Genomic DNA, 22,621 nt, shown 5'->3' with positions numbered 1-22,621 from the left:
CTGCCGGCTAATAATAAACAGAACTGAATATGAGTAACGAAGCAACTTTGCACGGTCAACATGAGGTAATTCATCACGGAGAGGGACATGGTCACCATGACGGGCACGATCATGACCACCATCATGAGCAGAGCTTCATTTCGAAGTATGTGTTCAGTATGGACCACAAAATGATTGCGAAACAGTTCCTGATTACAGGTATCATCTGGGCGATCATTGGTGCTTTATTCTCTGTACTGTTCCGTTTACAGCTCGGTTTCCCCGACGCTACTTTCCCCTGGCTGGAAAGCATCCTTGGCCATTGGGCAGAAGGTGGCCGCATCACACCACAGGCATATTATGCACTGGTTACCATGCACGGTACCATCCTGGTATTCTTCGTGTTAACAGCCGGTTTGAGCGGTACATTCTCTAACTTCCTCATTCCCCTGCAGGTAGGCGCCCGCGATATGGCTTCTCCCTTCATGAACATGCTGAGCTACTGGTTCTTCTTCCTGGCGAGCATGGTGATGATGGCCTCTTTCTTTGTACAAACCGGCCCTGCTTCCGGTGGCTGGACGGCTTATCCGCCGCTGAGCGCACTGGGCGATGCTTCTATCGGTTCTAAAATTGGTATGGACCTCTGGCTGGTTTCTATGGCATTGTTCGTAGTATCGCAGCTGCTCGGTGGTCTGAACTATATCTCAACCATCCTGAACTTACGTACTAAAGGTATGAGCATGACGAAGATGCCGCTGACCATCTGGTCGTTCTTCTTCACCGCTGTACTGGGTGTACTTTCTTTCCCTGTATTATTATCCGGTTTCATCCTGCTGCTGTTCGACCGTCACGCAGGCACCAGCTTCTACCTGAGCGAACTGTTCGTAAAAGGTAAAGTACTGCCGAACGAAGGTGGTTCCGCTATCCTGTACCAGCACTTGTTCTGGTTCCTGGGTCACCCGGAAGTATATATTATTATCCTGCCTGCGATGGGTATGGTGTCCGAAGTACTGGCCATCAACGCACGCAAACCGATCTTCGGTTACCTCGCAATGGTGGGTTCCATGTTTGCGATTGCGATCCTGGCCTTCCTGGTATGGGCGCACCACATGTTCGTAACTGGTCTGAATCCGTTCCTCGGCGCGTTCTTCGTACTGTTAACGCTGCTGATCGCCGTACCGTCCGCCATCAAGGTGTTTAACTGGATTACCACCATCTGGAAGGGTAATATCCGTTTCACACCCGGCGCGCTGTTCTCTATCGGTTTCGTGAGCACCTTCATCTCTGGTGGTCTGACCGGTATCTGGCTGGGTAACGCTTCTATCGATATTCACCTGCACGATACCTACTTTGTAATTGCACACTTCCACATTGTAATGGGTGTATCTGCATTCTTCGGTATGTTCGCAGCGATTTACCACTGGTTCCCGAAAATGTATGGCCGCTACCTGAACCAGACGATCGGTTACATTCACTTCTGGATCACGCTGATCGGTGCTTACCTGATCTTCTGGCCAATGCACTACGAAGGTATGGCGGGTATGCCAAGAAGGTATTACAACTATAGCAGCTGGGCGTCTTTCAACCAGTTCGATGGTTTGAACGCTTTCATCAGCATCGTGGTAATTATCGTATTTGCCTGCCAGCTGTTGTTCGTAATCAACTTCTTCTACAGCATTTTCAAAGGTCGTAAAGTAACTACTACCAACCCATGGCTGGCAACAACCCTGGAGTGGACCACGCCGATCAATCCTGGTCACGGTAACTGGCCTGGCGAAATTCCGGAAGTTCACCGTTGGGCTTACGATTACAGCAAAGACGGCAAAGACTTCATCCCGCAAACAGTTCCTGTTTCGCCCGACGAGTCTGCACACTGATAAAATATTAGGTTCCCGGAGCCATTGATTTTCCGGGTGAGTTAAGAAAGTGAGGCCACAGTTGAAAGGCTGTGGCCTATGGAAAGCAAAATCAATGGTTCAAGAAAATTCCATAAAGTTGTCGACTTCATATGCAGTAGCAAGCAGGGTGAGGGATTACTTCCAGCTAATGAAGTTCACCCTCACGTTTATGGTGGTTTTTTCCAGTGTAGTAGGCTACCTGCTTGTACCGGTGTTGAGTTCGATTTGCTGAAAGTTCTTTTGTTATTTACAGGTGGCGTGTTGGTTTCGGGCGCTGCTAATACCATCAACCAGATACTGGAAAGAGAAACCGACAAACTGATGGCGCGTACCGCACCACGTCCACTGCCCTCGCAAAGGATTACAGTGACAGAAGCGGTGATCGTGGCGATCGTTGCCGGTGGTTTAGGCCTCTTTATCCTGGCTTATAACTTTAACTGGTTAAGCGCTGGTATTAGCCTGGCTTCCCTGATTCTCTACGGATTTGTGTATACGCCCTGGAAAAAGTGGAACTCACTGGCCGTGCTGGTGGGCGCGATTCCGGGAGCATTACCGCCGTTAATCGGTTGGACTGCCGGTTCCAATGAACTGAGCGAAGGAGGCTGGGCCTTGTTTGCGATCCAGTTCCTGTGGCAGTTCCCGCACTTCTGGGCCATCGCCTGGATAGCGCATACTGATTATATGAGAGCGGGTTTCAAGTTGTTGCCTTCTGCCGAAGGACCCAACAAATGGACCGCTTTACAATCCGCCATGTACGCATTGCTGCTTATCCCTGCGGGACTGGCGCCGTTCGTACTCGGGCTCACCGGTTGGATTTCTGCGATTATTGTAGTGGCTGCCGGTTTGTTTTACCTGTATAAGGCGATTGTGTTGTACAAAAACACCGATGTGCCTTCGGCCCGCAAACTGATGTTCAGTTCGTATATCTACCTGACGATCGTAATGCTGGCGCTGGCGGCGGATAAAGTAAAAATGTGAGGATAATGATGGCAATGAGCGCTCAAAAAAATAAAATACATCCACATAAGTACTCGCTCTGGATTGCGATGGGCAGTATTACGATGATGTTCATCGGTTTTACCAGTGCTTACGTGGTAAAAAGATCGCAGGCTAACTGGCAGGCATTTGAACTGCCCAGTATTTTCTGGATCTCTACCCTGGTAATCCTGGCCAGCAGTTTAACCATGCATTTGGCGCTGCGGCAGTTCAGGTTAAGGAACATGAGCGCCTACAAACAGCTCATCACTTTAACCGCAGTATTAGGAGTTCTTTTCACCATTTGCCGGGTATTCGGCTTCATGGATATGATGAACCGTAACCTGCCACTCGTAAACGGTCCGGTTTCTGCCGGATTTATTTACGTGATCGTAGCGGTGCACATATTACACGTAATTGGCGGCGTGGTAGCATTAATGATCATGTTCTTCCGCGCCTTCCGTACCAGGATCCGCACTTACAGCAGTGTTCCGGTGGAAGTTGCCGCTACGTACTGGCATTTCGTAGACATACTTTGGATTTACCTGTTGGTGTTCCTTACGTTGGCGAGATAAAATTGAATTGATTTAAAAAGCGTTTAAAATTCTACAAAAAATACAGATGGATACAACAGTTACAGCGAAGAAAAAATGGTGGGCTGGAGGTTATTCTCCCTTCAATGTGAGCTACGGCAAGTTGATGATGTGGTACTTCCTGTTATCAGACGCCTTTACCTTCGGCGCATTACTGATATCGTATGGTACGGTTCGTTTCAGCAGTCTTTCATGGCCTGACCCCAACCACGTATTCCATTCATTCCCTTTCATGGGCGATGCTAATCTTCCGCTGGTATTCGTGAGCTTGATGACCTTTATCCTGATCATGAGTTCCGTAACCATGGTACTGGCTGTACACGCCGGTCACCACCGCGACAGGAAAGCTGTAATCAAATGGCTCATCTGGACCATCATCGGCGGTGCTGCGTTCCTCGGCTGTCAGGCATGGGAATGGACGCACCTGTATCACAGTGGCGCATGGTGGAGCCTGAATCCATTTGCGAATGCTGACGGTACTGCTGCTACCAACTCTAACTTTACAGACTTCTTCTTTACCATCACCGGTTTCCATGGTCTGCACGTAACCTCTGGTGTGATCCTGAATATCGTGATCCTGCTGAACGTACTGAACGGCACCTACGAAAAACGCGGTCACTACGAAATGGTGGAGAAAGTTGGTCTTTACTGGCACTTTGTAGACCTGGTTTGGGTATTCGTATTCACCTGCTTCTACCTGCTCTAATAAAGCAGTTAAGCAAACAGCAATTTTTGATTAAATTAATTTTAGAAAAGATTTATAGAAATAGTCGATCATGGCAAATGTAGATACAACCCAAGAACACGCAAGCTCGTCCACTAAAACCATCTGGAAAACGTTTTGGATCCTGTTGGGTATTACCGTTGTGGAAATTGGTCTGGCGTTTCTGCACCTCGGTACAGGTTTTCCGGGTAAGCTGTTACTGAACGCTATCTTTATCGGTCTTACCGTAGTGAAAGCATTCTTCATCGTAGCAGAGTTCATGCACTTAGGTCACGAAATCAAAAACCTGATCCTGAGTGTACTGGTTCCGCTGGTATTCTTCGTTTGGTTCATCATCGCGTTTCTCGCTGATGGCGATTCCTGGAAGAACATGCGTAAGGACCTGTCTCCCGGTAAAGCACGTACCTACGAAATGGCTAAGCCTGCTGAACACGGCGGTGGTCATGGCGCAGGCAATGGTGCACACCACTAAGTAAAATATTATTCTGTAATTCTAAACTAATCGGTCATTTCACGAAGGGCTATATTAGGAGTTGCGTTAGCGATACTTGTTCCGCTAACAGGGTACTTGATAGTTGATCATTACAGCCAAAATATAGTATCCATACCTCGATATTACATATTCGAGCGTGTGGATACTGTTTTTAAGGACGGTAAGACCCGCTACGATTCGGTATTCCATACGGTACGCGATTTTGAGCTCACCAACCAGTTTGGTGAGCAGGTAAAACTGAGCGACCTGAAAGGCAAAATGGTAGTCGTAAATTTCTTCTTTACGAGCTGCCCGGCCATCTGTCCCAAAATGACAGCGAACTTAAAAACACTGCAGGAGGCGTTCGATAAAAGCGATACCCTCATCCAGATACTTTCTTTAACAGTGGATCCGGCGCGCGATACCGTAGCGGCTTTGAAGCATTATGCAGACAGGCACCAGATCAACCCGGATAACTGGATGATGCTGACCGGCGATAAGAAAGAATTATATGACCTGGCGCGTAACGAGTTTTATGTATCAGTAACGCAGGGCGATGGTGGTCCCGATGATTTCGTGCACAGCGAAAAAGTGGTACTGCTGGATAAAGAACGTCACATCCGCGGTTATTACAACGGGTTGGACAGTTCCGCTATGTCAAAGCTGGCTTATGATGCCGCCACGATCAATATTGCGAAAGACCGCCGCAAACCCGGCCTGTTGAAAAGGCTGTTCAGCGGACAGGATCACTAAACCTGCAGCGCTTACCCCGTGCGCTTTCATCCTCTTAATGAGAAAGTAATTTTTATGCAGAATAAAAATCTGACTGTACCTATTGCGATAGTGTCTGTCGCGGTGCCGCTGTTGGTGGCTATCCTGTTTTACATGCCGCATCCCAACTACACACCGGGCTTCGATGTGCGTATTATGCCACTGTTTCACGCCATCCTGAATTCGGCGACGGCGGTGCTGCTGGCAGCGAGTCTGTATTTCATTAAAAACAAACAGGTAAAAGCACACAAAATCGCGAACCTTACAGCGGTGGTGCTGTCCTGCCTGTTCCTGCTGTCGTACGTTACTTATCACTTCCTGAGTCGAGCACGAAGTTTGGCGATATAGATCATAACGGCGTGGTAGATGCTGCGGAAAAGGCAGCTTTGGGCGGTATACAATACCTGTATTACTTTATCCTGCTCACGCACATTTTCCTGGCGGCGATCATCATTCCTTTTGTGTTGTTTTCGCTGTTGCGCGCTTTCCAGAATGATTTGGTAAAACACCGCAGGATTTCCAGGATCACCTGGCCTATGTGGTTCTATGTAGCTGTGACCGGCGTGGTGGTATACATCATGATTTCTCCCTACTATAAATAGCTTAACTTTACAAGTATGAAGAAGGTAGCAATGATCGTTTGCGCGGTGCTGCTCGCCACCGGTAATTCGCTGATGGCGCAGTGTTCGCTTTGTACTAAAACCGCGCAGCAGTTGGGTGAAGGGCCTGCAAAAGGCCTGAATAATGGCATTCTGATGTTGGCCTTTATGCCGCTGGCCATTATCGCAGTGCTTGGATTCCGTTGGTATCGCAGTAATCAGCAGGTACGTAAAGGCCAGCAGGCTTAGGTTTTCTTTTTAATTCTCCGGTGGATGTGTGCGCAGGCCTGGCAATACTCACTTAATACTTCGCGGCTAAGGGTTCAAAATCCGGGCAATCCAGTTTTAAATCCGTCACACGCAGCATCATTTGCACGAGCGTGCAATAGTGCCCGGTTCTTCCTTTCGCAGCATAATACTGGCAGTTGCCGCACATGCTCTGTGGTGTAATAACTCCCTGCTCATTCAGATGACCAATCAATTTTAGAAGTTGTTCGAGCAACAGATTCTGTTTTTCCGGCGCCAGGTTTAATACGGCCTGCTGCATCGGATGCGCGAACTTTTCTACTTTGCGTGCAATCGTTTTGCCCTCACGCGATAAAAGTAAAGTGTGGCTGCGGGTGTCCGTTACATTGGCTTTTCGCACTACCAGGCCTTTCGACTCGAGCGCTTTCACAGCATCGCTGATCGTCGCTTTCGTCATGTTGAAGTAGTTTGCCAGGTAAGTAATCGTGCGTTTGGATTCCGGATAATACAATAGAAACGTAAGTATTTGGATCTGAATCGTACTACTGATTCCGTGCTGCTTGGCCTCATTCCATAGCAAAACCCTGAATGCTTCCGATAAACGTTCCATGGCGGCTACAACCTTACTGGGTACACTACCAGCCTGGTGATCCGGGTTAAAGATGGATTCTTTTACCATGATAGTAAAAATAGGTTACGGTTTTTGTGTTGTTGTGTCGTTTGTCTTAATAGTCTTTTATGGGCCATACATGCCGCATGCGGATATTGGAACGGCTAAGATAGTCGGAAAAGTGGCTAAAACTACAAAACTTTTTTCTTACATTTTATAACATAACAATTAATACGAGCTCTTCGTAATCTGCCGCCGTCCTGTGTTTGACACTGTTGCTATGGTTTGTTATATTTACAAAGGCTTGAATGATAAATAGTTGTTAGCCGTGCTTTTCAACCGGTGAACAAAACTTTAAATACAAAACTTGAGATATTTTTCTAAGTCACGCAACTGTGGGATACCCTTATCCACCGGGGCTTCCGGCAAAAATACCGCTTCGCCGCGCTTGATTGCCGGTAAGGGATTGGAGCGGGTATTATACATCGCTATGCTGTCATTAATGGTAGCATTGTTTACCAGCGCGCTTGCCTGGAGCATGTTGTGGCTGCTGCGACTCGTTACCAATATTGCATTTACCGGCGAAGCATCGTTTTCGGTTACACGCCCCGACCGGCACCAGTTGGGCGTTTGGGTGATAGGTATACCTGTCGCCGGTGCATTGCTTGTTTTAGTAATGGAGCGACTATCGCTTGCGGTTACACGTTATACTGTAATGAGTAATCCACTGCAGCAAAATCACAGTAAACGTTTTCTGCGGGTGTTGCGGCAATTCCCTTCGCTTATTTCGATAGGCACCGGCGCGCCCTTAGGTCCTGAAGGGCCGGCGATGGATGCAGGGACTGGCATCGGCAAATGGTTGGGAGCCGTATTCCAGATAAGTGCGCCGGAAACGGTGGTGCTGTGTATTGCGGGCAGCACGGCTGGTGTTGCGTTCGTGTTCGGCGCCCCCGTGGCCGCTGTTATACTTGCTGCGGAAATATGGATGGTGGAGTTCTCGTTGCTCAGTGGTGTGTCTGTTTTGTTAGCCGCGCTCGCCGGCGCTACGTGCAGGCAAATGTGGTGGAGCGGTGCATCTTTTATAGATATGCCTGTTGTAGCAGAACCTGCGTGGATCGATCTTATTTTTTATACAATAGTAGGTATAGCCATCGGTGTAGTAGCCGGGTTAATTGTACGCGCAGAAACATTCGTCAGCACCCTGTTTACTAAACTCCCGCTGAAGACCTATTGGTGGCCGGTGATTGGTGCCATTGGCATTGGCGTGATCGGTTATTTTGAACCCGCAACTTTCGGCCCCGGTTATCAGCAGCTACGCACGATCCTCAATGGTAACGTTACGTTTCATTTATTGATCGTACTCACCGTATTTAATTTTTATCGTGGATGATGGCACAATCTGCGGGAACGCCGGGCGGTAATATGTTCCCGACATTGGTAATGGGCGCCGCGCTGGGTGTCATGTTAACGGCATTGCTGCAAATTTCTTTCAGGGAGATATCATTGAACGTGCACATTGCCGCTATCATCGGGATGGCTGCGATGTTCGCGGGAACATCACGTGCATGGGTAGCTGCGGTAGTGTTGGCGCTGGAGTGTACGCGGGCGCCGAATGCATTGTTGCCCTTAGCGCTGGCTTGTACGGCCGCGTATTTTTCGGCGTATATGTTTTTAAAGAAGCCGTTGGCTGATTAGAACCGCTTCACGTATCCGTACAAATTAAATCCACCACTCACCAACATCCCCTCAATCTCTTCCTGCATCGCACGTTTGTTCACATCGCGCATTCTCCGGTGCTGTACCAGTTGATACGCTTTCTCTGCCATCAGGATAGATTTCCGGACGGGGCTACCCTGCAGTTGCGATTGATGTTGCTGCAAAGCTTCTATTAATTCGTGTATGCCCCGGTGTTGTGTGGCTACCGTTTTTACTACCGGTGTTTCCCACTGCGCGGTCTGTCGACTATGCGCCAGCAGGCGCAGGTTTTTTACGAACTCGTCTGCGTTATCACGATCCGCTTTGTTCACGACAAATACATCGGCGATCTCCATCAGGCCAGCTTTCATGGTTTGTATTTCATCGCCTGCTTCGGGAACTACCACTACCACGGTGCTGTCTGCAATGCCGGCAATTTCTACTTCGCTTTGGCCTACCCCCACCGTTTCTATAAACAGGTAATCGAAACCTGCTGCGCAGATCACATCACTTACTTCGATCACTTTCGGACTGAGTCCGCCCAACGCCCCGCGGCTGGCCATAGAGCGGATGAATACATCCGGGTTGTTGAAGTGCTGGCTCATGCGGATACGATCACCGAGCAGCGCCCCAAAGTTGAATGGGCTCGAAGGATCTACCGCGATAATCGCCACCCTTTTTTGCTGTTGCAGCAGCTCACCGATGAGCGCATTCACCAGCGTGCTTTTGCCTGCACCGGGAGGACCGGTAATACCCACCACGCGCGTACGCGGATTGGCGGGCAATTGCTCCAGCAACGCTTCATATCCCGGCGCTTCGTTTTCTACCAGCGAAATGCAGCGGGCCAGGGTTTTGATGTGGCCTTCGAGCAGGCCGTTGATGTATGCAGGTAACATATGCAACAAATGTAAATGCTATTTGGCATTTGAGCACGGTTTTATCATCTTTGTGACCTTATATCCTTCCAATATGAAAGTATCCGGGTTCACCTTTGTCCGCAACGCCGTTAAGTACGATTATCCTGTTGTGGAAGCCATCCGCTCCATTCTGCCTTTGTGCGATGAAGTGGTGGTAAGTGTGGGCGATTGCAACGATGGTACCGAACTGATTCAATCCATCAACTCTCCTAAAATCCGCATCGAACATTCTGTTTGGGACGATAGCCTGAAAGAAGGAGGCCGCATCCTCGCAGTGGAAACGGATAAAGCGTACGATAAAGTGGATCCTGCCACCACCTGGGCCATTTATATCCGTGCAGATGAAGTATTGCACGAAGAAGATTATCCCGCTATCCGCGCTGCGATGGAGCAATACAAATATGATTTGCGGGTAGAAGGATTGCTTTTCAAATACCGTCATTTCTTCGGCAGCTACGATTACCTGGGCGATAGCCGCACCTGGTATAAAAATGAGATCCGCATTGTCCGCTATAACAAAGACGTTCGATCTTACCGCGATGCGCAAGGCTTCCGCAAGCACGATCAAAAACTGCACGTGAAGCGGGTCGATGCCACCGTATCACATTACGGTTGGGTAAAAAGTCCCGAAACGCAGGCGATGAAAGTAAACAACTCCGGGAGCCTCTACTATGGCAACGATACCGAGAAGTATGAAAAGCGTAAAGTGACCGGCGCGTTTGATTACTCGATCGTGGATTCGGTGGAGCGTTTTACCGGCACGCATCCTAAAGTGATGCAGGAACGCGTAAACCGCATCAACTGGGAATTTGAACACGACATCAGCCTCAAGAAATTCGGCTTTAAAGACCGCTTGCTCTACTGGATAGAAAAACAAACCGGCCGCCGGCTGTTCGACTACACCAACTATAAAATATTGCGATAGTCCCTTGGCTTCGATTTCGCTACCTTTGTCCTTATGACCAATTTCATTCCCATATTTCCGCTGGCTACCGTGGTTTACCCCGGCGAGCCGCTGAACCTCCACATCTTTGAGCCCCGCTACAAAGAGCTGGTGCGCGAATGTTTGGCGGAAAAGAAACCTTTTGGCATCCCGGTGGTGATCGATAAAAAGGCGGCCGAGTATGGCGCCGCGGTAGAAGTGCTGAGCCTGGAAAAAGAATACGAGAATGGCGAAATGGACATCCGCACCCGCGGCCAGCGCGTGTTCCGCATCCTGGAAGTGGTCCGCGAAATCCCGGGTAAACTGTATTCCGGCGCCATCGTTACTTACCCCGATAACGATTTTAAGAGCAACGCTTCGCTGCTGAAGCAGGTATTGCATGCAGTACGCGAGCTGCATAAAATTTTACAGGTAGATAAAGATTTTAAAAAGGAGGATGAGGCGCTTTTGTCGTACGACGTGGCGCATCATGCCGGTCTTTCGCTGAACGAGGAATATGAGTTGCTGCACCTGTTCCATGAGCTGCAGCGCCTCGAATACCTGAAACGGCACCTGTATAAAGCCATTCCGCTGATGGCGGAAATGGAGAGACTGAAAGACCGCGTAAAGCTGAACGGTCATTTCCGTAACTTATCGGTCGATAACTTTTAGCCGCATGACCAATTTCTGCCTGGATTTCGGCAACTCCCGACTCAAATGCGCCATTATGCGGCAAGGCAAGCTGCTGGAGGAAATTTTTTTGAAGAAGAAGTCATGGAGGCCGGGTTAAGCGCCGCATTGGCGAAATACCAGCCGCAGGCGGCTATTTTATCTTCCGTTATTCACCATTCTCCGGCTATAGAACAACTGCTCGCAGAGCGGACTTATTTTATTAAGCTGAGCCACGAGCTGAAGTTTCCCATCAAAATAGCATACGAAAAGCCCGAAACGCTCGGTGTAGATCGTATTGCACTTGTATGCGGCGCCTGGAGCCAGTTTCCGGGTCAACATAATCTTGTGATCGCCGTGGGCTCGGCCATTACTTACAATTTCCTGGATAAAAACGGCCAGTTCCTTGGCGGCGGCATCAGTCCCGGTTTGGATATGCGTTTTAAGGCGCTGCACACCTTTACCGACAAATTGCCTTATGTGGCGCCGGACCCGCAATTCCCGCTGATCGGCTATAATACGCGCCAATCGATATTAAGCGGCGTGCAGCAGGGGGCTTTGGAGGAAGTGGATGGAATGATTACCCGTTATACAGAAAGGTATGGTAACTTTAACGTCCTTTTAACGGGGGGAATTTGGAATTCTTTGGTTCTCGTCTTAAAAATAAGATATTTGCAGACCCTTATTTGGTATATAAAGGCTTAAATTCAATACTAGACATAAATGCATTGGAAAAAAATTAGCATTTTTTGCTGCCTGGGTGGGTGTCTGGGCTTAGCAAACGATGTTAAAGCACAGGAGAATTCTCCTTACTCGCGCTACGGGCTTGGCGATTTATACTCTACCCAGCACGTCGTGAACCGTGGTATGGGGGCGTTTCTCTTGGCTACAGCGATTTTCAGTCGGTAAACTTCACGAACCCGGCGAGTTATTCGAATCTGAAACTGGTGACTTTCGATGTGGCTGTAGAAGGCGGCATGAAGAAAATCTCCGATAACGATCAGTCGTTCAGTTCCGGTATCGGTAACCTGTCGTACCTGCAACTGGGTATTCCCATTCGTAACAAATGGGGTGTAGTGGCTGGTTTAAGACCGATGAGCAAAGTTTCGTACAACATTACCCGTACCGAACAACGCATTTTCTTTGACACTTTACAGATGCCGGTACTTTACCAGTACGAAGGCAGCGGGGGCGTGTACCAGGCTTATATCGGCTCTGGTTTCGGCTTTGGCGGCTTTAGTGCGGGTTTCAACGTGGGCTACCTGTTTGGCAATATCGAAAACAGCACCAAGGGCATTTATCCTTTGGAGGCAAACGTAATCCCTTCGCGTCACAGCAAACGGACCAGCTACCAGAGTGTTTTTTACAACCTGGGTTTGCAGTACGAGATTAAGCTGAACAAAGAAGTGAGCATGGTGCTGGCCGCGTCCGGCAACTTCCAGCAAAAACTGAAAGCCCGTCGCGAAACGCTGCGTGAAACTATGTACTACGACGCATCTACGGATGATTATGGTACACAGGACACGGTGGCTTACACCAGCGGTGATCGGGGCGATGTTATTTTTCCCCAGCAGTTAGGTGGTGGTATCATGTTTAAAAAGATAGACAAATGGCAGTTCGGCGCGGATTTCACGACCGGATCCTGGTCTAAATTTCGCAACTACGGAGAGGCTGATTCTACCCGCGACGCCTGGAAACTGGCATTCGGCGGACAGTTTATCCCCAACCCGATGGCGCTGAAAGGTTACTTTAACAGGGCAACTTACCGTGTAGGTGGTTACTTCGGCCAGGACTATATCGCTATCGGCGGTAGCGACATGCCGGTAGTAGCAGCCACCCTGGGTGTAGGTTTACCGGTGCGCAGGATGATGTACTCCAACCAGTTCTCGATGGTGAACCTGTCGTTCGAAATTGGCCGCAGGGGAAACAACAATACCGTGCTTAAGGAAAACTTTTATCGCATAGGTCTTGGCTTTACCCTCAGTGACCGCTGGTTCATCAAACAGAAATACGACTAGATAATTGCTTGAAGAAGTATTGGTTATATACGGTTTTGGCGCTAACGCTGTGCAGCTGCGAGAATAAGATCGAGCAGATCATGGCGTTGGATAAAAGCGCGGTGGGCGTGGAAGAAGGCGACGATATCCGTGTGATCATCAGCCAGTCGGGCCACGTAAAGGCCGAACTGACCGGACCATACATGGAGCGGCACCTGCAGCATCCTGCTTATGTGGAGTTTTCCAAAGGCATGAAGGTGAAGTTTTACGACGATAGCCTGAACCATACCAGCACCCTTACCGCCTTTTATGGCAAGTACTTCGAAAACTCCGGCGACATGTTCCTCCGCGACAGCGTGGTGCTCATTAACGTGAAAACCAACGAACGCATGGATTGCCACCGACTTAAATATGATGCACAAACACAACGCTTTTCTTCGGATACGGCGGTGCGTTATCTCAGAAACGGCCGGCCGATGTACGGAACTGCATTTACGAGCAACTCCGAGTTCAGCGATCCCATGTTCTTAAAAGGCCATGGCGAGTTCGATACGCCGGATAACCTGATGGCGGAAGGCGATTCTGCCGCTACTGATAGTTCGGCGCCCAAAGACAGTATTAAATCTCGTAAAGACACGATTCCCAGGTAAGTACCGGGATTACCATAACGAAAAGACCCAATCAGTAACGAGCTGATTGGGTCTTTTCGCTTTAACCTATTTTTAACCTAAAATTTCATGGTCACTAAACGCAACAACCATGCCAGCCTCATCTATACTGTTTATTCTACTTGAAAAAGATCGCTCGTTAAATGCTCGTTAACAGTAGAACATGCGTTACGTTTACCAATAAAAAAGCACGTTCACGGGTTTTGGGTTGACGCGCACCAGCGGCTTCCTATATTTGTGAAGGTTTTTCATAGGATATGGTTAAAATAATTGAGGGCGCCTTTCCAGGTGCCCTTTTCTTTTTCCCTTCAATGTGTTAACTTAACCATATGGAGCCGATTCAATGGAATGATTTCGAGAAGATAGACATACGGGTGGGCACTATCGTTGCCGCACACCCTTTTCCTAACGCACGTAATCCCGCTTACCAGCTGGAAATCGACTTTGGCCCCGAAATAGGGATAAGGCGATCATCTGCACAAATTACCGGGTTATATACGTTAGCGGAACTACCCGGCCGGCAGGTGGTTGCAGTAGTTAACTTTCCCGTTAAGCAAATCGCAAATTTCTTTTCGGAATGCCTGGTGTTAGGTGCGGTGGGTGATGATAAAGAGGTTACATTATTAATGCCGGAGCGGGTTACTCAAAACGGCTTAAAGATATCTTAGTATTAATAATATTAATTTGATGTTATTTTTAATACATCATGTCCCTTTGAAAAAAACAACGTTCACAAACAAAAATCACACGTTCACGGAAATCAGGAAAAAACGACATATGTGGCGGGTATCTTTGTTCTAGGTTTTTCATAGGATATGGTTAAAATTATTACAAAGGCGGTATTCTTACCGCCTTTTTTATTTCTTTCACCGTTCCATTTCCAGCATTCGACTTTCCCCTCCCTCGATAAATTAATCTTTGCCTTTAAATTTAATCAAATGATCCTGATTAGCAAACATAATCAAGGATAAATTGATGCGTTTCTCTAATGTACGCAACAAATTGATAGTTAGATTCTTAAGATGACTTTTTTGAGGTAGATGGGTCCAAACGTTTATTGGCAGTTTTTCATCGTTTACCAGATAAAATACATCATTCGCTAGATTCCAAATTAATGATGTTTCTAAATTATAGAAATTTGTTCTAGGTTTTTCAATAAAGATATGGTTAAAATTTTTCGGGGCTGTATTCTTGCAGCCCTGTTTTTTTTTCCTCCACTGCCATCATCTCCATTTCTCGTTTTATATTTCCAAGGTTAATAGGCTTCACGATTTTTCATTTTCATATTATATATTTTGATATAAAAAAGGGCAGTAAGATTACTGCCCTACTTATTTCGACCATATCCTATGAAAAACCTGAGTCAAATTTACCGACTATAAACTCACCTGATAACGCCACTTTTTATTTGCGGGCTCCGGCTTCATAACCGGTCGCTTTTTGACAATATCCGGTGGACACCGCTTTCAGCCATCAGTCGGCGCCAACGTCTGTGTAATTATACGGAACAATATGGCTGGGGTTCGTTAATTTAGTCCCGTTGAAAAAATCAACCTGCAGTATTATGAGATTTATGCTTTACAGGTACCCGGTGGCACTGGCCGGCGTACTGTTCTCCTTCGCCATGCCGCAGGCGCATGCACAAGAAAAAAGGAACTTACCCTGGAAACGATCGTGAAACAGCCCATGCTGCTGTCTAAGCCCATGCCTGTCATCACCGGCTGGCTGGATAAGGATCATTACCTCGAAACACGCCGTGACAATGGCAAGGTGCAGCAGTTCAAAGTGAACGCTGCTTCGGGCAAAGCAGAGGCTTACACACCGCCGCCTGTAACAGGTCAGTCTGTTTCCATCCGCAATAATGATATCATCTTAAGTACGCCCGGCAGCGGTGAAACACAACTCACCAATACCAAGGCGGAGGAAAAGAACCCTACGCTGTCGCCCGACGGTAAGTACGTGGCATTTACACGTGATAATAATCTGTTCGCTATTGAACTGTCATCTAAAAGGGAAATACAGTACACCACCGACGGTACCGACGTGATTTACAACGGTTGGGCTTCATGGGTGTATTACGAGGAAATTTTAGGTCGCTCTTCTCGCTATAAAGCCTTTTGGTGGAGCAACGACAGCCGTCGCATCGCCTATATGCGTTTTGACGATACCAAGGTGCCCGTATTCCCCATTTACAGCCAGGTAGGTCAGCATGGTTACCTCGAAAATACCCGCTACCCCAAAGCCGGCGATAACAACCCGGAAGTGAAGCTGGGGATTGTACCGGTAACAGGCGGCGCCACCGTTTGGGCCGATTTTAATCCCAAAGACGATCAGTACTTCGGTACGCCGTTCTGGGCGGGCGATGGTACGCTATGGCTGCAATGGATGCCGCGCGGACAGGACAACCTGAAAATTTATTCCGTTAATCCGGAAAGCGGCGCCAAAAAAGAGGTGTATGACGAAAAGCAGAAAACCTGGATCGACTGGTTCAAACCCTTCACTTTCCTGGCGAATAATAAAGGCTTCATCGTCCAGAGCGATAAATCGGGTTGGGACCACCTGTACCTGCTGAATATGGACGGCTCGCTGAAAAAGCAGCTGACCAGCGGCGACTGGCGCGTAAAAGACCTGCTGGAAGTGGATGAAAAGAAACAGGAGGTTTATTTCACCGCCCGCAAAGAGCATTCTACCCGCTTCGACCTGTATAAGGTAAGCCTGAATGGCGGCGCTATCACCCGCCTCACGTTCGGCGAGTTTTCGCACGACGTGAAAGTGGCCCCCAGGGCGGTTATTTCATCACTACGTATTCCAACCTGCGCACGCCATCCAAAATGGCGCTGCTCAATAATAAAGGCAAAGTAATCCGCGAGCTGGGCGATAGCAGAACCGCTGCGTTCGACGAGTACCTGCTGGCCCCCACGGAACTGCGCACTTATACAACCCGCGACGGCCTCACGTTACCTATCACCATCATGTGGCCCCTGCACATGGAGGCCGGGAAAAAATACCCGGTGCTGATCAATGTATATGGTGGTCCGGACGCCGGGTCTATCTACGATACCTGGAAACCCTCGCTGATGCCGCAATGGTACGCTAAAGAAGGCATCATCCGGTGGTGATGGACAACCGCGCGGCAGGTCATCTCGGCAAAGTGGGCATGAATTACATTCACCGCCAGCTGGGTAAATACGAAACCGAAGATTTCATGGACGCAGCCAAATGGCTGAAAACCCAGCCCGGTGTAGATGGAGATAAGATCTGTATCACCGGCGGCAGCTTCGGTGGCTACGCTACCTGTATGGCGCTCACTTACGGCGCGGAAGTATTTAACTACGGAATCGCCAACTTCTCTGTAACGGACTGGTCGCTTTACGACAGCCACTACACTGAGCGTTACATGGACACTCCTGCAGAGAACCCGGAAGGTTACAAACTGACGTCGGTAATGACCCATGCAGACAAATACAAAGGCATGCTGCGCATCGTTCACGGCACGATGGACGACAACGTACACATGCAAAACAGCATCCAGCTGATCGATAAATTCGAAGACCTGAACAAACACTTCGAGTTTATGCTTTATCCCGGCGAAAGGCACGGTTGGGGTGGCTCTAAAGGTGTTCACTCCCGCGCGGAAGCGAACCGTTTTTACTACCAGTACCTGTTGAACAAACCAGTACCCGATTTATTAGTGAAGTAATTTTTTGCAAGCTACATAGATAAGGAAGATGAGCGGCGCCTGCGGGCGTCGCTTTTTTGTGTGCTGTAAAATAAAAAAAAGGCCCCCGCACTTCGGAGGCCTTCTGTCTATCTCTAAAAAAGGTTATTCCTTTTCAATTCTCATCTGCGGGAAGAACAGCACGTCCTGGATCGATGGCTGATTCGTCATCAGCATCGTTAACCGGTCAATACCGATACCGATACCGGAGGTTGGCGGCATACCGTATTCCAGTGCACGTAAGAAGTCGTGGTCAATGAACATGGCCTCGTCGTCGCCGCGCTCCATCAGTGAAAGTTGTTCTTCAAAGCGCTCGCGTTGATCGATTGGGTCGTTCAACTCGGAGTAAGCGTTTGCAATCTCTTTACCGTTGGCCATCAGTTCAAAACGCTCTACCAGTCCGGGTTTGCTACGGTGTTTTTAGTAAGCGGACTCATTTCCACCGGGTAGTCAGTGATGAACGTAGGCTGAATGTAGTGGCCTTCCGCTTTGGCGCCGAAGATCTCATCCACCAGTTTGCCTTTGCCCATGCTGGGTTCTACGTGAATACCGAGTGAACGGCAGGTATCGCGCAGCTGGTCTTCGTTCATATTGCTGATATCGATACCGGTATGTTCCTGGATGGCTTCGTACATCGTAACACGGCGGAAAGGCGCTTTAAAGTTGATGATGTTGTCGCCAACAGGTACTTCGGTAGTACCATGCAGCGCCATGGCCACTTTTTCCAGCAGGGTTTCAGTAGCGTTCATCATCCACTCGTAGTCCTTGTAGGCCACGTACATCTCCATCACGGTAAATTCCGGGTTGTGGGTACGGTCCATACCCTCATTACGGAAGTCTTTCGCAAACTCATACACCCCCTCAAAACCGCCTACGATCAGGCGTTTCAGGTACAACTCGTTGGCAATGCGCAGGTACAGTGGCATATCCAGCGTGTTGTGATGGGTAATGAACGGACGTGCTGCCGCGCCGCCGGGGATCGGCTGCAGGATCGGCGTTTCCACTTCCGGAAGCCCATTTCGTTATAATAATTGCGTATGGTCTGCATCAGTTTCGTGCGTTTGACGAAAACCTCTTTCACCTGCGGATTGATGATCATATCCGCATAACGCTGGCGGTACTTGAACTCGATGTCAGTAACGGCATCAAAGGTCTCGCCGTCCTTTTCTTTCACGATCGGTAAAGGACGCAGCGCTTTGGATAGCATTACGAACTCCCGCACGTGGATGGAGGTTTCGCCGGTTTTGGTTACAAAGCCGTAGCCTTTCAGACCAACGATATCGCCGATGTCGGTCAGCTTTTTGAATACCACATCGTACAGGTTCTTGTCTTCGCCAGGACAAATATCGTCGCGGCGAATGTAAGCCTGGATCTGGCCGGATCCATCCTGGATTTTCACGAAGCAGGCCTTACCCATATCGCGTACCGCCATTACGCGGCCCGCCAGGCAGATATCCCGGAATTGCTCCTTTGTTTCTTCGCTAAACCTGGCCTTAATATCGGTAGAAACAGCGTTCACGGGGTATTCCGCCGCTGGATACGGGTCAATGCCCAGTTCCTGCAGCTGTTTCAGTTTGTCCCTTCTGATCAGTTCCTGTTCGGAAAGGTTTTGTGTAGTGGTGCTCATTGTATCTTAAATCAGCGTATTTATTGAATAGCTTGCAAAAATAATCGTTTTAGGGAACCAGCGGCAGTTTCTTCCCTTAGCCGCCGTTGTGTTTTCTATGGTTTTTGCAAATTTTGGTAGATATAATTTTTATCGAACCTCGTCTGTTTTTGTACAACGGCTGTTATAGTTAGGACGATTTTGTTTCTTAAAGCGTTTATAACAAGCATTTTATGCTTCCCTTCAGCTATTTTTCTCCTAAAATAGTCTCCAAAGCTGTTTTTCATTTTGGTGGCTGTCAGGGCACACATATGCAGGAGGCTTTTAAGCACTCTATTAGCCAAATGACTGACCCTGGCAGGCTTTCGCACACTGCTGCCGCTTCGTCGTTCAAACGGCACCACGCCGCAATAACTACCTAGGTTTTTACCTGACTTGACGTGCTTGAATGCATCTGTATAGCAGATAAGGTGATAAGCCGTAATAGGGCCTAAAGCAGGAATGCTGGTGATCAGGCTGACCTGCTGGCGCATTTGGGCGTCCTCCTTTACCAGTTTGGTAATGTCCTCATTTAGTTGTTTAAGGTCCTGTTCCAGACCCCGGATGCCCGCTGTATATGCTTTGGTTTTAGGCATGTCACTCCAGTCGTAGAAGGCTTCCTCTTCCAATGGCTGTTTGAGGGCCTTTAATACACTCAGTAATCGCCTGCGCTGTGCCAGTAGTTGCTTAAGTGTGGTGATTGCTGGTTATGGGCTTTTTCTTTGGCCGCAACTCATCACTATGATTTTTGGCATAACGAGCGATGTCTAATGCGTCTTTGGGATCGCTTTTCTTACGGATATCGCGGATGCTCCTTTTGATATTAGCGGCATTTTCCAGACTCACGGCGATTTGCTGACCGTTCAGGTAATGAACAAGTGCCTCATTATAATGCCCCGTATTCTCGACACAGATCAATAACTTTTTGATAGTGCCGCCCATCAGACTACGAAGCCACTTTTTCATGTCAGCAAACCCTTTGTTACTTTGTTCAAAACAGTTGCTGTAGGGGTGCTTTACATCACCTGACAGCAGCACACAGATATCTATTTTGCTCTTGGATACATCTATTCCGGCAAAATGAACGAATTTTACACTCATTGGTTTTGTTTCTTTTGGGGACCCGCGAAGATCCATGAATAAAGCCAGTGAGATCAACCAGTTTGAACTTTCCCTAGACCTTTAATAAGCTCTACGTTTATTTTCTATTTGGGTTTTGTTCAAACCAGGCTACGGCAGGATTAAAACACAACCTGGGTTTTACCCTTGTCACTCTAAAAGTGCCTGCCGTAGTCCGGTTGACCTTACAGTTATCCACAATCTGCGTGTTAATTCACAAAAAGAAAAAAGAACCAAAAAAGAAAAAGCTATAGTAGTAATAGTAATAATATCTTCTCTTTAGTTTCTTTTCACAAACCTAAAGGTCACTCCCTTCAGCGGCAGTACTACGAAAGTAGCCGGTCGGCACCGGTAAACAACGATATTGGTGGTGAATGCAGTCCAAAATTGTGGTGAATGCGCTCGAAAGCGGGGCTGAAACGGGCATAACCTCAATAATCCTTCGCTTATCCCTCGGTGATCCTTCGGTCATCCTTCGGTTAAACCCCGTCAAAGCCGCGTGCCGACCGAACAACACCGAAGGATCATCGAAGGATAGGAGAAGAATCGCCGCCGCATTTGCGGCCTACGTCCCCCAAATTCCGGGGCTGGCAGATTTAACAAACTTTAACGCGGCAAATCCACCCTCACAACCTAGCTTTGGTAGTATCGAAACATCTTTTATCACAATAAATAGCTATTTTTACTAATGTTTTGATGTGGTAGGATTATTGCTGATAGAATAAGTTACAGATCGACAGCCGAGGAAATGAACTAACAACAATTTAAAAATTGCAACGCCCATGAGAACGATTATCGTACCCACCGACTTTTCCGAAACAGCTTACAATGCAGGCCGCTATGCCGTACAACTCGCCACGCAGCTGGGCGCAGCCAGGGATCGTACTGTATCATGCCTACGAACTCATTGTGCCCATTCCCGACCTGCCCACCGCAGTGCCGATGGTGGACATCGATGAGCTGAAAGGCGCCAGCGAAGACGGTCTCAAAAATATGAGAAGCGCCCTTTCTGCCAGCCTGCCCGCCGGCGTGGTACTCGATACCCGTGCCGAAAATCACCTGCTTGCCGCTAACCTCGACGCCGTTTGCCAGGAAGAGGGCGCAGATATAGTGGTAATGGGCATTACGGGCGGCAGCCAGCTCGAAGAAATCCTGGTGGGTTCCAATACCGTGGACGTGGTTAAAAACAGCCGCTACCCGATCGTAGTAGTGCCTACCGGTGCAACGTTCAGGCCGATCAAAAAAATTGCTTTCGCCTGCAACCTGAAGAACGTGGTCGAAACCACGCCGATCGGTCCGCTGAAAAAGCTGCTCGATCTCCTGCAACCCGAACTGCATGTGGTAAACGTGAGCAAAGACAATAAAGATAACGACGGTACGCTGACCAAAGAAGGCCAGCAGCTCGATGAACTCCTGAAAGCCTATACGCCGCAATATCATTTCCTGGACGGTACCAACGTGGTAGAGGCGGTAACCAACTTCGCCGAAACCAACAACGCCGATCTGATCCTGATCGTGCCGCGTAAACATGGTTTGTTCGAAAGCATCTTCAAACGCAGCCATTCATCAAGGTTCGCATTTCATACCAATATCCCTTTATTATCGATACACCAGTAGTTTACTAAAACCAGACGAAAGACTATGCTAAAGAAATCTCTCCTTTTCCTGTTTGCCGCTGCTATGACGGCCCAGGCAGCGAATGCCCAGCTTTTGAAAAAAGCCACTGATGCATTAAATAAAGCATCTAACAATTCAGGTACCGGCTCTGTAACACAGGAGGAAGCCGGCGCGGGTATTAAAGAAGCCCTGTCCAAAGGCGTGGCCAACGGTATCGCACTGCTCAACAAGCAGGATGGCTTTTACAAAAGTGAATTGTACAAAGTATTGCTGCCGCCCGATGCGCAAAAAGTAGAGAAAACATTGCGTGGTATTGGTCTGGGCAGCATGGTAGACAAAGCGATCCTGCAGATTAACCGGGGTGCGGAAGAAGCTGTAGGACAGGCAACACCGATCTTCGTGGGCGCTATCAAACAAATGTCAATCACCGACGCGCTGAAGCTGGTAACCGGTGGTAAAACCTCCGCTACTGATTATTTCAAAGTTAAAACCACCGATACACTCCGGTCTTCTTTTAAACCAGTGATCGCATCATCTCTGGAAAAAACCAGCGCTACCAAGTATTACGGCGAGTTAGTAACAAAATATAACAGCCTGCCTACCACGCTGAATAAAGTAAATCCGAATCTCGACGAATATGTGACCGACATGGCCGTAAAAGCGCTGTTCGACCGTATTGCAAAGGAAGAAGCAAATATCCGCGCCAATCCAGCTGCGCAAACATCTGCGCTACTGAAAAAGGTGTTCGGCAAATCGTAACGCAAACGAATCATCATAAAAAAGCCCC

The 22,621-nt window shown here is 48.3% G+C and carries 27 protein-coding genes and 1 pseudogene; 21 read left to right on the top strand and 7 right to left on the bottom strand.

The genetic code is table 11. The features are described from left to right. The first annotated feature begins 29 nt into the window (after positions 1–29). The 9 genes from MKQ70_RS26115 (at position 30) to MKQ70_RS26080 (ending at position 6,260) form a co-directional block, all read left to right on the top strand. Complete coding sequence (locus tag MKQ70_RS26115; RefSeq protein WP_248075449.1) at positions 30–1,856, top strand: cytochrome c oxidase subunit I; 1,827 nt, start codon at positions 30–32, stop codon at positions 1,854–1,856. Between the two features lie 246 nt (positions 1,857–2,102). Then, entirely contained in the window at positions 2,103–2,855 is a 753-nt protein-coding gene (gene cyoE, locus MKQ70_RS26110; protein ID WP_248075447.1) for a heme o synthase, read from the top strand. Positions 2,856–2,869: 14 nt separating this feature from the next. Further along, a complete protein-coding gene (locus MKQ70_RS26105; protein WP_248075446.1) occupies positions 2,870–3,427 on the top strand; it encodes a cytochrome c oxidase subunit 3 in 558 nt (185 codons plus the stop codon). A 46-nt stretch (positions 3,428–3,473) separates the two neighbouring features. Next, positions 3,474–4,151: a cytochrome c oxidase subunit 3 gene (locus MKQ70_RS26100; RefSeq protein ID WP_248075442.1), complete on the top strand. Its 678-nt coding sequence runs from the start codon at positions 3,474–3,476 to the stop codon at positions 4,149–4,151. A 70-nt stretch (positions 4,152–4,221) separates the two neighbouring features. After that, a complete protein-coding gene (locus MKQ70_RS26095) occupies positions 4,222–4,641 on the top strand; it encodes a cytochrome C oxidase subunit IV family protein (protein WP_248075440.1) in 420 nt (139 codons plus the stop codon). Between the two features lie 159 nt (positions 4,642–4,800). Next, entirely contained in the window at positions 4,801–5,394 is a 594-nt protein-coding gene (locus MKQ70_RS26090) for an SCO family protein (RefSeq protein ID WP_248075438.1), read from the top strand. Positions 5,395–5,448: 54 nt separating this feature from the next. Then, positions 5,449–5,760, top strand: a complete 312-nt coding sequence (locus MKQ70_RS39610) for a DUF420 domain-containing protein (protein WP_282456727.1) — start codon at positions 5,449–5,451, stop codon at positions 5,758–5,760. An 11-nt stretch (positions 5,761–5,771) separates the two neighbouring features. Beyond that, on the top strand, positions 5,772–6,014 hold the full coding sequence (locus MKQ70_RS39605) for a DUF420 domain-containing protein (protein ID WP_308199186.1): 243 nt from the start codon (positions 5,772–5,774) through the stop codon (positions 6,012–6,014). Positions 6,015–6,029: 15 nt separating this feature from the next. Further along, on the top strand, positions 6,030–6,260 hold the full coding sequence (locus tag MKQ70_RS26080) for a CAMCR motif-containing small membrane protein (RefSeq protein WP_248075436.1): 231 nt from the start codon (positions 6,030–6,032) through the stop codon (positions 6,258–6,260). Positions 6,261–6,312: 52 nt separating this feature from the next. Here the strand turns inward: MKQ70_RS26080 and MKQ70_RS26075 are convergent, their stop codons facing one another. Next, positions 6,313–6,936: a MarR family winged helix-turn-helix transcriptional regulator gene (locus MKQ70_RS26075; RefSeq protein WP_248075434.1), complete on the bottom strand. Its 624-nt coding sequence runs from the start codon at positions 6,934–6,936 to the stop codon at positions 6,313–6,315. Between the two features lie 421 nt (positions 6,937–7,357). Between MKQ70_RS26075 and MKQ70_RS39600 the strand changes: the two are divergent. Further along, positions 7,358–8,562 (top strand): annotated as a pseudogene (locus MKQ70_RS39600) (chloride channel protein). Here the strand turns inward: MKQ70_RS39600 and meaB are convergent. Beyond that, positions 8,559–9,458: a methylmalonyl Co-A mutase-associated GTPase MeaB gene (gene meaB / locus MKQ70_RS26065; RefSeq protein ID WP_248075432.1), complete on the bottom strand. Its 900-nt coding sequence runs from the start codon at positions 9,456–9,458 to the stop codon at positions 8,559–8,561. The pseudogene MKQ70_RS39600 and the gene meaB overlap by 4 nt on opposite strands. A gap of 22 nt (positions 9,459–9,480) precedes the next feature. Here meaB and MKQ70_RS26060 point away from each other — a divergent pair, with 22 nt between their 5' ends. The 9 genes from MKQ70_RS26060 to MKQ70_RS26020 all read left to right on the top strand — a co-directional run bounded on the left by MKQ70_RS26060 (position 9,481) and on the right by MKQ70_RS26020 (position 17,435). Beyond that, positions 9,481–10,404: a glycosyltransferase family 2 protein gene (locus MKQ70_RS26060; protein ID WP_248075430.1), complete on the top strand. Its 924-nt coding sequence runs from the start codon at positions 9,481–9,483 to the stop codon at positions 10,402–10,404. Between the two features lie 33 nt (positions 10,405–10,437). Further along, positions 10,438–11,073 carry an LON peptidase substrate-binding domain-containing protein gene (locus MKQ70_RS26055; RefSeq protein WP_248075428.1) on the top strand — a complete coding sequence of 212 codons (636 nt, stop codon included), beginning with the start codon at positions 10,438–10,440 and terminating at the stop codon, positions 11,071–11,073. 102 nt (positions 11,074–11,175) lie between these two features. Further along, entirely contained in the window at positions 11,176–11,775 is a 600-nt protein-coding gene (locus MKQ70_RS26050) for a type III pantothenate kinase (RefSeq protein ID WP_248075426.1), read from the top strand. Positions 11,776–11,906: 131 nt separating this feature from the next. Next, entirely contained in the window at positions 11,907–13,088 is a 1,182-nt protein-coding gene (gene bamG, locus MKQ70_RS26045; protein WP_504909786.1) for a BamG family beta-barrel-assembly machinery protein, read from the top strand. A gap of 35 nt (positions 13,089–13,123) precedes the next feature. Continuing rightward, positions 13,124–13,717 carry an LPS export ABC transporter periplasmic protein LptC gene (gene lptC / locus MKQ70_RS26040; RefSeq protein WP_248075422.1) on the top strand — a complete coding sequence of 198 codons (594 nt, stop codon included), beginning with the start codon at positions 13,124–13,126 and terminating at the stop codon, positions 13,715–13,717. 347 nt (positions 13,718–14,064) lie between these two features. Further along, the gene (locus MKQ70_RS26035) at positions 14,065–14,403 is read left to right on the top strand and encodes a tRNA-binding protein (protein WP_248075420.1); all 339 of its coding nucleotides are present in this window, start codon (positions 14,065–14,067) and stop codon (positions 14,401–14,403) included. Positions 14,404–15,409: 1,006 nt separating this feature from the next. Next, positions 15,410–16,597 (top strand): beta-propeller domain-containing protein, encoded by a 1,188-nt coding sequence (locus tag MKQ70_RS26030; protein WP_248075418.1) that lies wholly within the window; start codon positions 15,410–15,412, stop codon positions 16,595–16,597. Then, positions 16,567–16,854 (top strand): alpha/beta hydrolase family protein, encoded by a 288-nt coding sequence (locus MKQ70_RS26025; protein ID WP_248075416.1) that lies wholly within the window; start codon positions 16,567–16,569, stop codon positions 16,852–16,854. Before MKQ70_RS26030 ends, MKQ70_RS26025 begins: the two co-directional genes overlap by 31 nt. Next, on the top strand, positions 16,854–17,435 hold the full coding sequence (locus tag MKQ70_RS26020; RefSeq protein WP_248081668.1) for a prolyl oligopeptidase family serine peptidase: 582 nt from the start codon (positions 16,854–16,856) through the stop codon (positions 17,433–17,435). The genes MKQ70_RS26025 and MKQ70_RS26020 overlap by 1 nt, the downstream gene beginning before the upstream one ends. A 123-nt stretch (positions 17,436–17,558) precedes the next feature. Here the strand turns inward: MKQ70_RS26020 and MKQ70_RS39590 are convergent, their stop codons facing one another. The 5 genes from MKQ70_RS39590 to MKQ70_RS26000 form a co-directional block, all read right to left on the bottom strand. Further along, positions 17,559–17,831 (bottom strand): amino acid--tRNA ligase-related protein, encoded by a 273-nt coding sequence (locus MKQ70_RS39590; protein WP_282456724.1) that lies wholly within the window; start codon positions 17,829–17,831, stop codon positions 17,559–17,561. A gap of 14 nt (positions 17,832–17,845) precedes the next feature. After that, the gene (locus tag MKQ70_RS26015) at positions 17,846–18,457 is read right to left on the bottom strand and encodes an amino acid--tRNA ligase-related protein (RefSeq protein WP_308199185.1); all 612 of its coding nucleotides are present in this window, start codon (positions 18,455–18,457) and stop codon (positions 17,846–17,848) included. Beyond that, complete coding sequence (locus tag MKQ70_RS26010) at positions 18,340–19,080, bottom strand: OB-fold nucleic acid binding domain-containing protein (protein ID WP_248075414.1); 741 nt, start codon at positions 19,078–19,080, stop codon at positions 18,340–18,342. Before MKQ70_RS26010 ends, MKQ70_RS26015 begins: the two co-directional genes overlap by 118 nt. Positions 19,081–19,175: 95 nt before the next feature. After that, positions 19,176–19,727, bottom strand: a complete 552-nt coding sequence (locus MKQ70_RS26005; protein ID WP_248075411.1) for a transposase — start codon at positions 19,725–19,727, stop codon at positions 19,176–19,178. 58 nt (positions 19,728–19,785) lie between these two features. Next, the gene (locus tag MKQ70_RS26000) at positions 19,786–20,199 is read right to left on the bottom strand and encodes an IS110 family transposase (protein ID WP_248075409.1); all 414 of its coding nucleotides are present in this window, start codon (positions 20,197–20,199) and stop codon (positions 19,786–19,788) included. A gap of 846 nt (positions 20,200–21,045) precedes the next feature. Here MKQ70_RS26000 and MKQ70_RS25995 point away from each other — a divergent pair. Beyond that, positions 21,046–21,834: a universal stress protein gene (locus tag MKQ70_RS25995; protein WP_248075408.1), complete on the top strand. Its 789-nt coding sequence runs from the start codon at positions 21,046–21,048 to the stop codon at positions 21,832–21,834. A 24-nt stretch (positions 21,835–21,858) separates the two neighbouring features. Further along, entirely contained in the window at positions 21,859–22,593 is a 735-nt protein-coding gene (locus tag MKQ70_RS25990) for a DUF4197 domain-containing protein (RefSeq protein WP_248075406.1), read from the top strand. The last annotated feature ends 28 nt before the right edge of the window (positions 22,594–22,621 follow it).

The organism is Chitinophaga sedimenti (genome assembly GCF_023156195.1).
GTDB classification, from domain to species: domain Bacteria; phylum Bacteroidota; class Bacteroidia; order Chitinophagales; family Chitinophagaceae; genus Chitinophaga; species Chitinophaga sedimenti.
This window is presented reverse-complemented; position numbering and strand designations above follow the sequence as displayed.